Source organism: Pseudomonas oligotrophica (genome assembly GCF_021726475.1).
Classification (GTDB): Bacteria; Pseudomonadota; Gammaproteobacteria; order Pseudomonadales; family Pseudomonadaceae; genus Stutzerimonas; species Stutzerimonas oligotrophica.
On record NZ_JAKJRU010000001.1, the window covers coordinates 142,815 to 156,322 of the forward strand.

Consider the following 13,508-nt stretch of genomic DNA (forward strand, 5'->3'; position numbering starts at 1 on the left):
GGACAGGCTGATGAGTGCAGTGATCGACGATCATGGCCATGCCGGCCACGACCACCACCACGGGCCGGCCAAGGGGCTCTCGCGCTGGCTGCTGACCACCAACCACAAGGACATCGGCTCGATGTACCTGTGGTTCAGCTTCTGCGCCTTCCTGCTCGGCGGCTCGATGGCCATGGTCATCCGCGCCGAGCTGTTCCAGCCGGGCCTGCAGATCGTGCAGCCGGAATTCTTCAACCAGATGACCACCATGCACGGCCTGATCATGGTCTTCGGCGCGGTGATGCCGGCCTTCGTCGGCCTGGCCAACTGGATGATCCCGCTGATGATCGGCGCGCCGGACATGGCCCTGCCGCGGATGAACAACTTCAGCTTCTGGCTCTTGCCGGCGGCGTTCGGCCTCTTGGTGAGCACGCTGTTCATGGAGGGCGGCGGGCCGAACTTCGGCTGGACCTTCTACGCGCCGCTGTCGACCACCTATGCGCCCGAATCGGTGACCTTCTTCATCTTCGCCATCCACCTGATGGGCATCAGCTCGATCATGGGCGCGATCAACGTGATCGCCACCATCCTCAACCTGCGCGCGCCGGGCATGACGCTGATGAAGATGCCGCTGTTCGTCTGGACCTGGCTGATCACCGCCTTCCTCCTGATCGCGGTGATGCCGGTGCTGGCCGGCGTGGTGACCATGATGCTGATGGACATCCACTTCGGCACCAGCTTCTTCAGCGCCGCCGGCGGTGGCGACCCGGTGCTGTTCCAGCACGTGTTCTGGTTCTTCGGCCACCCCGAGGTGTACATCATGATCCTGCCGGCCTTCGGCGCGGTCAGCTCGATCATCCCGGCGTTCAGCCGCAAGCCGCTGTTCGGCTACACCTCGATGGTCTACGCCACCGGGGCGATCGCCTTCCTCTCGTTCATCGTCTGGTCGCACCACATGTTCACCGTCGGCATCCCGGTGACCGGCGAGCTGTTCTTCATGTACGCGACCATGCTGATCGCCGTGCCCACCGGGGTGAAGGTGTTCAACTGGGTGAGCACCATGTGGCGCGGCTCGCTGACCTTCGAGGCGCCGATGCTGTTCGCCGTGGCCTTCGTCATCCTCTTCACCATCGGCGGCTTCTCCGGGCTGATGCTGGCCATCGCCCCGGCCGACTTCCAGTACCACGACACCTACTTCGTGGTGGCGCACTTCCACTACGTGCTGGTGCCGGGGGCGATCTTCGGCATCTTCGCCTCGGCCTACTTCTGGCTGCCGAAGTGGACCGGGCACATGTACGACGAGACCCTGGCCCGGCTGCATTTCTGGCTGAGCTTCGTCGGCATGAACCTGGCGTTCTTCCCCATGCACTTCGTCGGCCTGGCCGGCATGCCGCGGCGCATCCCCGACTACAACATGATGTTCGCCAACTTCAACATGGTCTCGAGCATCGGCGCCTTCCTGTTCGGCGCGACGCAGCTGTTGTTCCTGTTCATCGTCATCAAGTGCATCCGCGGCGGCGCACCGGCGCCGGCCAAGCCCTGGGACGGCGCCGAGGGCCTGGAATGGAGCGTGCCCTCGCCGGCGCCCTACCACACCTTCCAGGTGCCGCCGGACATGAGCGAGGTGCACGAGCACCGCAAGGGCACCGGCGGGGAGCTGACGCCGTGAACAGGCAGCAGGGTCTCGCCTGCGGGCGCGGCCGGGCTCGCCAGGCCGACCATGGGCGGTTCGCGGTCAAGACCGCTCCCACGGCCGGCGCCCTGCACGGACCCTGTGGCAGCCGCCTCGGCCGTGAACGAAGCCGGCCCGGTGCAAGCCCCTTCGCGGCCAAGGCCGCTCCTACGGCCGGCGCCCTGCACGGACTGTGTGGGAGCGGTCTTGACCGCGAAAAGCCTCGCCACCGTCAACCGGGGAGGCGCGCATGAATGAGTCCCTGCCCACCCGGCGCCTGGTCCGCCGCCTCCTGTTCGTCGTGGTCGCCATGTTCGGCTTCGGCTTCGCCCTGGTGCCGATCTACGACGTGATGTGCCAGGCGTTCGGCATCAACGGCAAGACCGCCGGCGCCTACAGCGGCGCGCAGACCGCCGACGAGGCGCGCCAGGTGCGCGTGCAGTTCCTCGCCACCAACGCCGCCGGGATGATCTGGGAATTCCAGCCGCTGGCCGACCAGCTCGAGGTCAACCCCGGAGCCAGCCGCGAGATGCGCTTCGTCGCCTACAACCCGACCGACAAGCCGATGATCGCCCAGGCGATCCCCAGCGTGTCACCGGCGCGGGCGGCCGCGTACTTCCACAAGACCGAATGCTTCTGCTTCACCCAGCAGGTACTGCAGCCCGGCGAGCGCATCGAGATGCCGGTGCGCTTCATCGTCGACCGCGACCTGCCGGCCGACGTCCGCCACCTGACCCTGGCCTACACGCTGTTCGACATCACCTCCCGCCAGCCTCCGGTCGCCGTCCATGACGCGGCCCTTGCCAAGGAGCGTCTGCAATGAGCCACCAGACCACGCACCAGCCGTACTACGTCCCGGCCCAGAGCAAGTGGCCGATCATCGCCACCCTGGCCCTGCTGGTGACCTTCTTCGGGCTCGGCACCTGGTTCAACGACCTCAAGGCCGAGCGCGCCGAATCCAGCGGGCCGCTGATCTTCTTCGTCGGCGCCCTGCTGATCGCCTACATGATGTTCGGCTGGTTCGGCGCGGTGGTGAAGGAAAGCCGCGCCGGGCTCTACAGCGCCCAGATGGACCGCTCGTTCCGCTGGGGCATGAGCTGGTTCATCTTCTCGGAGGTGATGTTCTTCCTCGCCTTCTTCGGCGCGCTGTTCTACATCCGCTACTGGACCGGCCCGTGGCTGGCCGGCGAAGGCGACAAGGGCATCAGCAACATGCTCTGGCCGGGCTTCGAGTTCAGCTGGCCGCTGCTGAACAACCCCGACCCGAAGCTCTACCCGGCGCCGGAGGGCACCATCAGCCCCTGGGGGCTGCCGCTGGTCAACACCATCCTGCTGGTCAGCTCCAGCTTCACCCTGACCTGGGCCCACCATGCGCTGCGCAAGGGCGAGCGCGGCAAGCTGCGGCTCGGCCTGGGCGTCACCATCCTGCTCGGCGCCGCCTTCCTCGTCCTGCAGGCCGAGGAATACGTGCACGCCTACAACGAGCTGGGCCTGACCCTCGGCTCGGGCATCTACGGCGCGACCTTCTTCATGCTGACCGGCTTCCATGGCGCCCACGTGACCATGGGTGCGCTGATCCTGACGGTGATGTTCGTGCGCATCCTGCGCGGGCATTTCAGCCCCGAGCAGCACTTCGGTTTCGAGGCGGCGGCCTGGTACTGGCACTTCGTCGATGTGGTGTGGATCGGGCTCTTCGTCTTCGTCTACGTGCTCTGACTAGCCGAAGCCCGGGTGCAACTGGCCGGACCAGAAGCCCCAGGCGATCAGCACCACGGTCAGCGCGCTGAGCGCGACCCGCACGGCGAGCGAGGCGAGCACCCGCGAGGAGCGCCCCTCGTCGCGCACCAGGAAGAACAGGCCACTGAACAGACTGACCAGCGTGGCCACTAACGACAGAACGATGGCCGTCTTGAGCATGAGCCGATCCACGACAGGGGTAATGGGGGTGGAGTATAGCCAGCCGAATCGACACCCGGCGTCGCCGGCCATGAGCCGCTTCCGCCCCGGGTGGCTGCCGAGCCTGCTGGTGCTCGTGCTGCTGCCGACCCTGGCCTGGCTGGGGGTCTGGCAGCTCGAGCGCGGCGAGCACAAGCGCGAGCTGCTCGAGCGCCAGGCCGCGCGCCAGGCGGCCGCGCCAATCACGGTCGAGCAGCTCGAGGGCCTCGCCGATGCCGGCTACCGGCGCGTCTGGCTGCAGGGCCGCTTCGACGCCGCGCACAGCTTCCTGCTCGACAACCGCACCCGCGACGGCCAGGTCGGCGTGGAGCTGCTGCAGCCCTTCTTCGACGAGCCGAGCGGCCGCTGGGTGCTGCTCAACCGCGGCTGGCTCCCCTGGCCGGACCGCCGCGTGCCGCCGCAATTCGATACCCCGACGCAGAGCCTGAAGCTGGCCGCCTGGGTGTACGCACCGCCGGGCCGGCCGTTCGTGCTCAACCGCTGGATGTCCGACGGCTGGCCACGGCTGATCAACCAGGCCGACCCGGACGAGCTGTGGGCACTGCTCGGGCGCCGCGGCATCACCCGCGAGCTGCGCCTGGAACCCGGCCCCACCGCCTACCGCGCCGACTGGCCGGTCACCACCCTGAGCCCGCAGCAGCACCTGGGCTACGCCGTGCAATGGTTCGCCCTGGCCGCCGCGCTGCTGGTCCTGTTCGTCTATTTCGGCCTGCACCAGGCCAGGAGGAACGCCCAATGAACCGCCTCGCCACCCTGCATCCGCCGACGCCGCAGCGCTTTCGCGGGCGCCTGCAGCTGCTGCTTATCCTCGCCGTCGTGCTGCTGCCGATGCTGCTCGCCTCGGCGATGTACCGCTTCGGCTTCTGGGTCCCGGACAGCCGCAGCTATGACGGCACCCTGGTAGCCGACGGCCGCGACCGCGTGACCCTCGGCATCAGCGCCGCGCCGAGCCAGCGCTGGGAGCTGCTGGTCACCGCGCCGGGCGGCTGCCTGACCGATTGCCGGCGGCTGGTCTACCTGGCGCGGCAGATCAACATCGGCCTGAACCGCGACGCCGCGCGCGCCGGCCATGCGCTGGCCAGCGCCGCGCCGCTCGAGGCGGCCTACGAGCAGCGCCTGCACAGCGAGTATCCGCAGCTGGGCCGCTACTCGCTGGACCCGGCGACCTACCGTAGCCAGCGCGACCTGCCGGCCGGCGCCCAGCTGTGGATCATCGACCCGCACGGCAACCTGGTGCTGCGCTATGACGCCGATGCCGACGGCAAGGCGATTCTCGAAGACCTGCGCCACCTGCTGAAGGTGTCGCAGATTGGCTAGGGGCGACCGACAGGCCGCCGCCCCGCAAACCGAGTGAAACGAGGACGCCCATGCCCCCGACGCCGCGCCCCGGATACCGCCTCGCGCTGATCGCCACCGCCCTGGCCGTGGCGGTGGTGCTGCTCGGCGCCTACACCCGGCTGACCCACGCCGGCCTCGGCTGCCCCGACTGGCCCGGCTGCTACGGTTTTCTCGCCGTGCCGATGAGCGAGTCGCAGCAGGCGCTGGCCGCCGCGCGCTTCCCCGAGGCGCCGCTGGAGGTGCACAAGGGCTGGAACGAGATGGTCCACCGCTACTTCGCCGGCAGCCTGGGCCTGCTGATCCTCGCCCTGGCGCTGCAGGCGCTGCGCCACCGCGGGCAGCCGGGCCAGCCGTTGAAGCTGCCGCTCGTGCTGCTCGCCGTGGTCATCGCCCAGGCGCTGTTCGGCATGTGGACGGTGACCCTGCAACTCTGGCCGCAGGTGGTCACCGCGCACCTGCTGGGCGGCTTCACCACCCTCGCCCTGTTGCTGCTGCTCAGCCTGCGCATGGCCGGACGCTGGCCGGCGCTGCCCGGCGTGCCCGCACGGCTGCGGCTGTTCGCCGGCGCCGCGCTGGCGCTGGTGGTGCTGCAGATCGCCCTCGGCGGCTGGGTCAGCAGCAACTACGCGGCGGTGGCCTGCACCGACTTTCCCACCTGCCACGGCCAGTGGTGGCCGCCGATGGACTTTGCCCGCGCCTTCGACCTGACCCACCACGAGATCGGCCCCAACTACCTCGGCGGGCTGTTCTACGGCGAGGCGCGCACCGCGATCCACGTCGGCCACCGGCTCGGCGCGCTGACCGTCGCCCTGCTGCTGCCGGCGCTGGCCTGGCAACTGCGCCGGCACGGCTTCGGCCGCCTCGCCGCGCTGCTGCTCGGCGCGCTGGCGCTGCAGCTCGGCCTGGGCATCGGCAACGTGCTGCTGCACCTGCCGCTGGCGGTCGCGGTCGCCCACAACGGCGGCGGCGCGCTGCTGCTGCTGGTGCTGGTGACGATCAACTACCGCCTGCGCGCACTGCCGGCAAGCGTGGCGGCCAATGCCGCCCGCCCCCCGCTCCCACCCCGCCAGGGCGGCATCGAACTGCCCGGCGTCTGACCAGAAGGAGAACACCATGGCCATCCTGACCGGTACAAGGCGCAGCCAGGCCGGCTGGCGCGACTACCTGGAACTGACCAAGCCACGCGTGGTGCTGCTGATGCTGATCACCTCGCTGGTCGGCATGTTCCTCGCGACCCGCGCCGGCGTGCCCTGGACGGTGCTGCTGTTCGGCAACCTCGGCATCGGCCTGTGCGCCGGTGCGGCGGCGGCGGTCAACCACGTGGTCGACCGGCGGATCGACTCGGTCATGGCCCGCACCCACAAGCGGCCGCTGGCCGAAGGCCGCGTCTCGCCGGTCGCGGCGCTGGGCTTTGCGCTGCTGCTGGGAGTCGCCGGGCTGGCGCTGCTGCTGGCCTTCACCAACGCCCTGGCCGCCTGGCTGACGCTGGCCTCGCTGGTCGGCTATGCGGTGATCTACACCGGCTTTCTCAAGCGCGCCACGCCGCAGAACATCGTCATCGGCGGGCTGGCCGGCGCCGCGCCGCCGCTGCTCGGCTGGGTCGCGGTGACCGGTCAGGTCAGCGCCGAGCCGCTGCTGCTGGTGCTGATCATCTTCGCCTGGACGCCGCCGCACTTCTGGGCGCTGGCCATCCACCGCAAGGCCGAGTACGCCAAGGTCAACATCCCCATGCTGCCGGTGACCCACGGCGAGCACTACACCAAGGTGCACATCCTGCTCTACACCCTGGTGCTGCTGGCGGTCAGCTGCATGCCCTACGCCATCCACATGAGCGGCCCGCTGTACCTGGCGGCCGCCGCCGTGCTCGGCGCGCGCTTCCTCTACTGGGCGATCGCGCTGTACCGCGACAGCCGGCCCCATGCGGCGATCCGCACCTTCAAGTTCAGCATCTGGTACCTGTTCGCCCTGTTCATCGCGCTGCTGGTGGACCACTATCTGCTGCTCAACGTCTAGCCGCCCCTGCTAAGGAAACCCGATGACCCGCATCCAGAGAACCGTCTTCATCCTCGTCGCGCTGATCGCGCTGGTCGTCGGGCTGACGGTCTCCAAGGTGCTCAACACCCCGCGCCAGGCCGATCCGGCGGCGCTGCTCGATGCCGGCATCGTGCTGCTGCCGCGCCCGCGCGAGCTGCCGGCGCTGAGCCTGATCGACCAGGACGGCCAGGCCATGGCCACCGACCGCCTCGACGGGCGCTGGAGCCTGCTGTTCTTCGGCTACACCTTCTGCCCGGACATCTGCCCGGCGACCCTCGCCGAGCTGCGCCAGCTGCGCGGCAAGCTGCCCGAGGCGACCCGCGATGCGCTGCGCGTGGTGCTGGTCAGCGTCGACCCGGCGCGCGATACCCCGGCGCAGCTCAAGCAGTACCTGGACTACTTCAACGCCGGCTTCGTCGGCCTGACCGGCGAGCTGGACGACATCCAGACCCTGGCCAATGGCGTCGGCATCCCCTTCATCCCCGGCGACACCAGCCGCGACAACTACACCGTCGACCACAGCGGCAACCTGGTCCTGCTTGGCCCGGACGGCCGCCAGCGCGGCTTCATCCGCGCGCCGCTGAAGGTCGAGCGCCTCGCCGAGCGCCTGCCCGAGCTGATCGGCCGCGACGGCTGAGGGCAGCCCGCGCTGGCCTGCCGGCCGGACTTTGCTAAGGTAGCGGGCCCGCCGGCCGGCCCTCTCGCCAGCATCGGCGCCATCCTGTCGAACCCTTCCCCGCCTGGCTGGCCGCGTGCCGGCGGGCCAGCTGATGAGTGCCCATGTCCTCGGTCGTCAACGTCGTCCTGCCCGTCTTCGCCATGATCCTGCTCGGCTATGTCTGCCAGCGCACCGGGCGCCTGGGACCGACCGCCGCCTCGGAGCTGAACCGCTTCGTGGTCTGGCTCGGCCTGCCGGCGCTGCTGTTCAGGATCACCGCCACCTCGCACTGGGCCGAGGTCTGGCAGCCGGGCTTCGTCGCCGCCTTCGGCATCGGCTGCCTCGGCGTGTTCGCCGTCACCCTGCTCTACCGCCGCCTGCAGCGCCAGCCTCTGGTGGACGCCAGTCTCGACGCCCTCGGCGCGTCCTACGCCAACACCGGCTATATCGGCTTCCCGCTGTGCCTGCTGGTGCTCGGCGACGCGGCGCTGCAGCCGGCGCTGGTGGCGACCCTGATCGTCGTCTGCGTGCTCTTCGCCATCGCCCTGGCCTGCGTGGAGACCGGCCTGCACGCCGGCCAGGGGTTGGGCGCGACGCTGCGCAAGGTCAGCTGGGCGCTGGCGCGCAATCCGCTGGTGGTGGCGCCGCTGCTGGGCATCGCCTGGGCCGCCGGCGGGCTTGAACTGCCGACCGGCCTGCGCACCCTGCTGGATCTGCTCGGCGCCGCGGCGGCGCCCTGCGCGCTGGTCTCGCTGGGGCTGTTCCTGGCCAATACCCAGCCGACGGCGACGAAGGTTTCCGGCGTCTGGCCACTGGTGGCGCTCAAGCTGGCGGTGCAGCCGCTGCTGACCTGGTACCTGGCCGCCGAGGTGTTCGAACTGGAGCCGGTATGGGTGCAGTCGGCGCTGCTGCTCAGCGCACTGCCCACCGGCACCGGCCCCTACATGCTCGCCGAGCTGTATGGCCGCGAGGGCGGGCGGGTCTCGCGGGTGGTGCTGTATTCGACGCTGGGTTCGCTGGTCACCCTGTCGCTCTGCCTGGTGCTGCTGTCGGCCTGAGCCATCGGCCGCGTGGAAGCGCCTCGGGCCTTGCCTGTCCGCGCCGCAGGCACGGATCGTAGGGTGGATGGCCAGAGCCATCCCCCCGGCGCGGCGGCAGCCCCTAGGAGGTGGCCGGCCGGCCCGCGTAGGGCCATGAAGGTCACCAGACGGCAAAAGCCCGGCACGGGGCCGGGCTGAAGGGCAGGCGGGTCGAGCCCAGCTGCGGCCTACTGCCGGTTGGCTGCCTGGGCCGCCTCGATGAGGTCGGCGCCGATCTCGCCCTCGAATTTCTTCCAGGCCGGCTGCACCGCCTCGCGCCAGCGGGCACGCTGCTCGTCGGTCAGCACCAGGATCTCGCTCTTGCCCGAGTCGATGACGCCCTGCTTGGCCTTCTCGTTCAGCGCTTCGGCCTGGCGATTCACCTCTGCGGTGACCTCATCGATGATCGCTTCCAGCTCGCCGCGCACATCCGCGGGCAGGCTGTTCCAGAACCTGGTGTTGGTGATCAGCAGGTAGTTGCCGATGCCGTGGCCGGACTCGGTGATGTACTTCTGCACCTCGTGGTACTTCTGGCTGTAGATGTTCGACCAGGGGTTGTCCTGGGCATTGACCACGCCGGTCTGCAGGCCCTGGTAGATCTCGGCGAAGGCCATCTTGCGCGGCACCGCGCGCAGCGCGGTGTACTGGGCGGCCTGCAGGTCCGACGGCTGCACGCGGAACTTCAGCCCGCGGGCGTCGGCCGGTTCGCGCAGCGGCTTGTTGGCAGTGAAGTGGCGCATGCCGTTGAGCCAGTAGGCCAGGCCGGTGATGCCCTTGTCCTCCATGGACTTGAGCATGGCGCGGCCCTTGTCCGACTGCTGGAAGCGCTGCGCCGCGGCCATGTCGTCGAACAGGAACATCAGGTCGAACAGCTGCAGCTGCTTGGTGTACTGCTCGAGCTTCGACGGTGCCGGCGCCAGCAGCTGCACCTCGTTCATCAGCAGCGCCTCCATCTCCTTGCCGTCGCCGTACAGCGAGGAGTTGGCGAACACCTGCACCTCCACCTGGCCGGCCAGGCGCTCTTCGACGAGCTTCTTGAACATCAATGCGCCCTGGCCCTTCGGCGTGCTGTCGGCGGTGATGTGGGAGAACTTGATCAGGATCGGCTCGGCCTGGGCGCCGAGCACGGTGAACAGCGCCGAAGCGGCGAGCAGGCGGGTGATGCCACGGGTGAGTCGTGCCATGGAGAGCTCCGTTTTGTAGTTGTGTGAGCCATATCGCTGGCCCGACTCTACCCCGCGGCCGGTGAAGTGCTGAATTGCTATTTGGCCAAGCGCGGCTTCGTGCCTCACGAAGGCATCAGCGCAAAACACCCGTCCCGATGCGCCTCTTCAGGCATTGCCTTCGCGAGCGGTGAGGTGCTCGAGCATTTGCCGGGCGGTCACCGACAGGCTCTCCAGATTGCGCACGCCCAGCTTCAGCTCGCGCCGCGCCCAGGCATCGCTCAGCGGCACGATGGCCACGTCCAGCGCCGGCAGGTAGTTGCGTACCACCTGTTCGGGCAGCACGCCGATGCCCATGCCGGTATGGATCATCCGGCAGATCGCCTCGAAGCTGCGCACCTGGATGCGCAGGCGCAACGGCGTGCCCATCTGCTGTGCCGATTGCTGCAGCAGCGCGTGCAGCGAGGCGTCCTGCTGCAGGCCGATGAAGTCGAATCCGGCGGCGTCGCGCAGGGCGATTGCTGCACGCTCGGCCAGCACATGCTCGCGTGGCGTAACCAGCACCAGCCGATCCTCGCGGTAGGGAAACACCTGCAGATCCTCGGCCGGCAGGTGCCCGGCGAAGATGCCGATATCGGTCAGCCCTTCGCGCAGCGCGCGCAGGGTATCGCTGCTGACGCGCTCCTCCAGGTCGATCTTCACTTCCGGATGTTGCCGGGCGAAGGCGCTCAGGTCCTCGGGGAGAAACTCGATCACCGCCGAGGTGTTGGCGTGGATGCGCACATGGCCTTTCACGCCCTGGCTGAATTCGCTGAGGTCGGCGTCCAGCTGTTGCAGGTTGTCCAGCAGGTTGCGCGCATGGTGCAGCAGCGCGTGGCCGGCCGGCGTCAGCTCGACGCCCTTGGGCTGGCGATAGAGCAGGCTGACGCCGAGCTGCCCTTCCAGATCGCTGACGCGCTTGCTCACTGCGGCCAGCGCCAGGTGCTCGCGCTCGGCCGCGCGGGTCAGGCTGCGAGTCTCGGCGATGGCGACGAACAGCCGAAGGGTGACGAAATCGATGCGGCGCATGGGCAAGCTTCCGTATTCGCGGGTGACGAAGCATGCACCTATTCCCGCCGCTATTCCACGGCCCCACCTCTCCCGGCTTCGTGGAGCGCGAAGCCATGCTTGGCCAATGACCAATTGTCCGCTGCCGATGGGTCGGTCATGCTCGGCACCATGAATCAACCGGCACGGGTGTCGTGATGAGCGAACAGACAGACAAGAACCTGCCGCTGCAGGGCCTCAAGGTGATCGAGATGGGCCAGCTGATCGCCGGCCCTTTCGCCAGCAAGCTGCTCGGCGAATTCGGCGCCGACGTGATCAAGATCGAGCCGCCCAGGGTCGGCGACCCGTTGCGCAAGTGGCGCAAGCTCAAGGACGGCACCTCGCTCTGGTGGCATGTGCAGTCGCGCAACAAGCGCTCGGTGACGCTCGATCTCAAGGCCGCGGAAGGCCAGCAGATCGTCCGCCAGCTGGTGGCCGAAGCCGACATCCTGGTGGAGAACTTCCGCCCCGGCACACTGGAAGAATGGGGCCTGGGCTGGGATGAGCTGTCCAGGCTGAACCCTCGGCTGATCATGCTGCGCATTTCCGGCTACGGCCAGACCGGCCCCTATCGCGACCTGCCGGGCTTCGGCGTGATCGGCGAAGCCATGGGCGGCCTGCGTCACCTCTCCGGCTATCCGGGCCAGCCGCCGGTGCGGGTCGGCGTCAGCATCGGCGATTCGCTGTCGTCGCTGTATGGGGTGATCGGCGTGTTGCTCGCCCTGCAGGAGCGCAACCGTAGCGGCCAGGGCCAGGAAATCGACGTGGCGCTGTACGAGTCGGTGTTCGCCATGATGGAAAGCCTCGTGCCCGAATATGACGCCTTCGGCTACGTACGCGAGCCGGCTGGCAGCGCCCTGCCCGGCATCACGCCGTCCAATTCCTATCTGTGCAACGACGGCGCCTACGTGCTGATCGCCGGCAATGGCGACAGCATCTACAAGCGCCTGATGACCCTGATGGGCCGCCAGGACCTTGCCGATGATCCGCGCTTCGCCCACAACGACGGCCGCGCCCAGCACGCCGAGCTGATCGATGCCGCCATCGGCGAATGGACCCTCCGGCACAGCCGCGACGAGGTGATCGAAGCACTCAAGGGCGCCCGCGTGCCGGCCGGCTATCCCTACACCGCCGCCGATATCGTCAAGGACCCGCACTACCTGGCGCGGCAGATGATCGAGCAGGTGCAGACCTTCGCCGGCCCGCTCAAGGTACCGGGCGTGCTGCCCAAGCTGTCGCGCACGCCCGGACGCATCGGCGAAGGCGGCCCGCAACTGGGCGAGCACACCGACGACGTGCTGGCCGGCCTCGGCCTCACCGATGAACAACGCCAGGGTCTGCGCGAACGCGGGATCATCTGAACGTCGGGGGATGACGCTTCTTTCATCCACATCTGCGCAACGGTGGATGGGTGGAGCGTCATCCAGCCTACGCCCATACGTAGGGTGGACAACGCGAAGCTTGTCCACCTCCGAGGCAGCCGAAAAGGTGGATGGATGAAGCGTCATCCCCCCTACGAACCCCCAGGACTCACTGATGAAAAAGCGCCTGTATATCCAGGAAGTCGCCACCCGCGACGGCTTCCAGATCGAAGCGGACTTCGTGCCGACCGAAGCCAAGATCGCCCTGATCGACCGCCTCTCGCAGACCGGGCTGGCGAAGATCGAGGTCACCTCCTTTACCTCGCCCAAGGCCATCCCCAACCTGCGCGACGCCGAGGAGGTGATGCGCGGCATCCGCCGTGTCCCGGGCGTCGAGTACACCGTGCTGGTGCCCAACGTGAAGGGCTGCGAGCGTGCGCTGGCCTGCGCGGTGGACGAGATCAACCTGGTGATGTCGGCCAGCGACACCCACGGCCTGGCCAACCTGCGCATGAGGCCCGAACAGTCGCTGGTGCAGTTCCGCGAGATCATCGAGGTCACCCGCGGCAGTGGCGTGTTCATCAACGCCTCGCTGTCGACCACCTTCGGCTGCCCCTTCGAGGGCGAGGTGCCGGAAGGGCGCGTCCATGAGCTGGTGCAGCGCCTGCTGGAGATCGGCGTGCAGGGCATCACCCTCTGCGACACCACCGGCATGGCCGACCCGGCGCAGGTCGAGCGGATCTGCCGCGAGGTGCTGCACAGCTGGCCGCAGGCGGTGTTCACCGCGCATTTCCACAACACCCGCGGCATGGGCCTGGCCAACGCGCTGGCGGCGCTGAACGCCGGCATCGACCGCTTCGACGCCTCCCTCGGCGGCCTCGGCGGTTGCCCTTACGCGCCCGGTGCCAGCGGCAATATCTGCAGCGAGGACCTGGTGCACATGTTCCAGCGCATGGGCCTGGACACCGGCGTCGATCTCGACGGGCTGCTGCAGTGCGCCGCCGGGCTGCCGCCGCTGGTCGGCCACGAGGTGCCGGGCGCGGTGCTCAAGGCCGGCAAGGCCGACCGCCGTTATCCGAAGCCGAAGTGGCTGCAGGAAGCGGGGGCCTGAGCTGACCAGGCCGCGGGTGGCTGGTCGCCGCCAGCCACCCGGCGTAATGACGGGCCATGCAAGGAGGCCAG

The 13,508-nt window shown here is 68.7% G+C and carries 14 protein-coding genes; 11 read left to right on the forward strand and 3 right to left on the reverse strand.

Annotated features, from left to right (window positions below; all coding sequences use genetic code 11):
* Nucleotides 1-10 precede the first annotated feature (10 nt).
* The 3 genes from ctaD (at nucleotide 11) to L3N39_RS00665 (ending at nucleotide 3,367) form a co-directional block, all read left to right on the forward strand.
* Nucleotides 11-1,648, forward strand: a complete 1,638-nt coding sequence (gene ctaD / locus L3N39_RS00655) for a cytochrome c oxidase subunit I (protein ID WP_237255288.1) — start codon at nucleotides 11-13, stop codon at nucleotides 1,646-1,648.
* A gap of 253 nt (nucleotides 1,649-1,901) precedes the next feature.
* Nucleotides 1,902-2,474: a cytochrome c oxidase assembly protein gene (locus tag L3N39_RS00660; RefSeq protein ID WP_237255289.1), complete on the forward strand. Its 573-nt coding sequence runs from the start codon at nucleotides 1,902-1,904 to the stop codon at nucleotides 2,472-2,474.
* On the forward strand, nucleotides 2,471-3,367 hold the full coding sequence (locus L3N39_RS00665) for a cytochrome c oxidase subunit 3 (protein ID WP_237255290.1): 897 nt from the start codon (nucleotides 2,471-2,473) through the stop codon (nucleotides 3,365-3,367). The genes L3N39_RS00660 and L3N39_RS00665 overlap by 4 nt, the downstream gene beginning before the upstream one ends.
* Here L3N39_RS00665 and L3N39_RS00670 read toward each other — a convergent pair whose 3' ends face one another.
* Nucleotides 3,368-3,568, reverse strand: coding sequence for a twin transmembrane helix small protein (locus tag L3N39_RS00670; protein WP_237255291.1), 201 nt, complete (start codon nucleotides 3,566-3,568; stop codon nucleotides 3,368-3,370). It lies immediately after the preceding gene.
* Nucleotides 3,569-3,638: 70 nt separating this feature from the next.
* On the opposite strand from L3N39_RS00670, the gene L3N39_RS00675 reads away from it, so the two are divergent.
* The 6 genes from L3N39_RS00675 to L3N39_RS00700 all read left to right on the forward strand — a co-directional run bounded on the left by L3N39_RS00675 (nucleotide 3,639) and on the right by L3N39_RS00700 (nucleotide 8,695).
* Entirely contained in the window at nucleotides 3,639-4,346 is a 708-nt protein-coding gene (locus L3N39_RS00675; RefSeq protein WP_237255292.1) for an SURF1 family protein, read from the forward strand.
* The gene (locus L3N39_RS00680; RefSeq protein ID WP_237255293.1) at nucleotides 4,343-4,924 is read left to right on the forward strand and encodes a hypothetical protein; all 582 of its coding nucleotides are present in this window, start codon (nucleotides 4,343-4,345) and stop codon (nucleotides 4,922-4,924) included. The genes L3N39_RS00675 and L3N39_RS00680 overlap by 4 nt, the downstream gene beginning before the upstream one ends.
* Nucleotides 4,925-4,974: 50 nt before the next feature.
* The gene (locus L3N39_RS00685) at nucleotides 4,975-6,042 is read left to right on the forward strand and encodes a COX15/CtaA family protein (protein WP_237255294.1); all 1,068 of its coding nucleotides are present in this window, start codon (nucleotides 4,975-4,977) and stop codon (nucleotides 6,040-6,042) included.
* Nucleotides 6,043-6,058: 16 nt separating this feature from the next.
* Entirely contained in the window at nucleotides 6,059-6,958 is a 900-nt protein-coding gene (cyoE, locus tag L3N39_RS00690) for a heme o synthase (protein WP_237255295.1), read from the forward strand.
* Between the two features lie 22 nt (nucleotides 6,959-6,980).
* A complete protein-coding gene (locus L3N39_RS00695; RefSeq protein ID WP_237255296.1) occupies nucleotides 6,981-7,616 on the forward strand; it encodes an SCO family protein in 636 nt (211 codons plus the stop codon).
* Nucleotides 7,617-7,759: 143 nt separating this feature from the next.
* A complete protein-coding gene (locus L3N39_RS00700) occupies nucleotides 7,760-8,695 on the forward strand; it encodes an AEC family transporter (RefSeq protein WP_237255297.1) in 936 nt (311 codons plus the stop codon).
* A gap of 209 nt (nucleotides 8,696-8,904) precedes the next feature.
* Here the strand turns inward: L3N39_RS00700 and L3N39_RS00705 are convergent, their stop codons facing one another.
* Both L3N39_RS00705 and L3N39_RS00710 read right to left on the reverse strand, forming a co-directional pair.
* Nucleotides 8,905-9,900 carry a TRAP transporter substrate-binding protein gene (locus L3N39_RS00705; RefSeq protein ID WP_237255298.1) on the reverse strand — a complete coding sequence of 332 codons (996 nt, stop codon included), beginning with the start codon at nucleotides 9,898-9,900 and terminating at the stop codon, nucleotides 8,905-8,907.
* Nucleotides 9,901-10,047: 147 nt separating this feature from the next.
* Nucleotides 10,048-10,947 carry a LysR family transcriptional regulator gene (locus tag L3N39_RS00710; RefSeq protein WP_237255299.1) on the reverse strand — a complete coding sequence of 300 codons (900 nt, stop codon included), beginning with the start codon at nucleotides 10,945-10,947 and terminating at the stop codon, nucleotides 10,048-10,050.
* 176 nt (nucleotides 10,948-11,123) lie between these two features.
* On the opposite strand from L3N39_RS00710, the gene L3N39_RS00715 reads away from it, so the two are divergent.
* Nucleotides 11,124-12,326: a CaiB/BaiF CoA transferase family protein gene (locus L3N39_RS00715; RefSeq protein WP_237255300.1), complete on the forward strand. Its 1,203-nt coding sequence runs from the start codon at nucleotides 11,124-11,126 to the stop codon at nucleotides 12,324-12,326.
* Nucleotides 12,327-12,501: 175 nt separating this feature from the next.
* Nucleotides 12,502-13,437 carry a hydroxymethylglutaryl-CoA lyase gene (locus L3N39_RS00720; RefSeq protein ID WP_237255301.1) on the forward strand — a complete coding sequence of 312 codons (936 nt, stop codon included), beginning with the start codon at nucleotides 12,502-12,504 and terminating at the stop codon, nucleotides 13,435-13,437.
* Nucleotides 13,438-13,508: the final 71 nt, after the last annotated feature.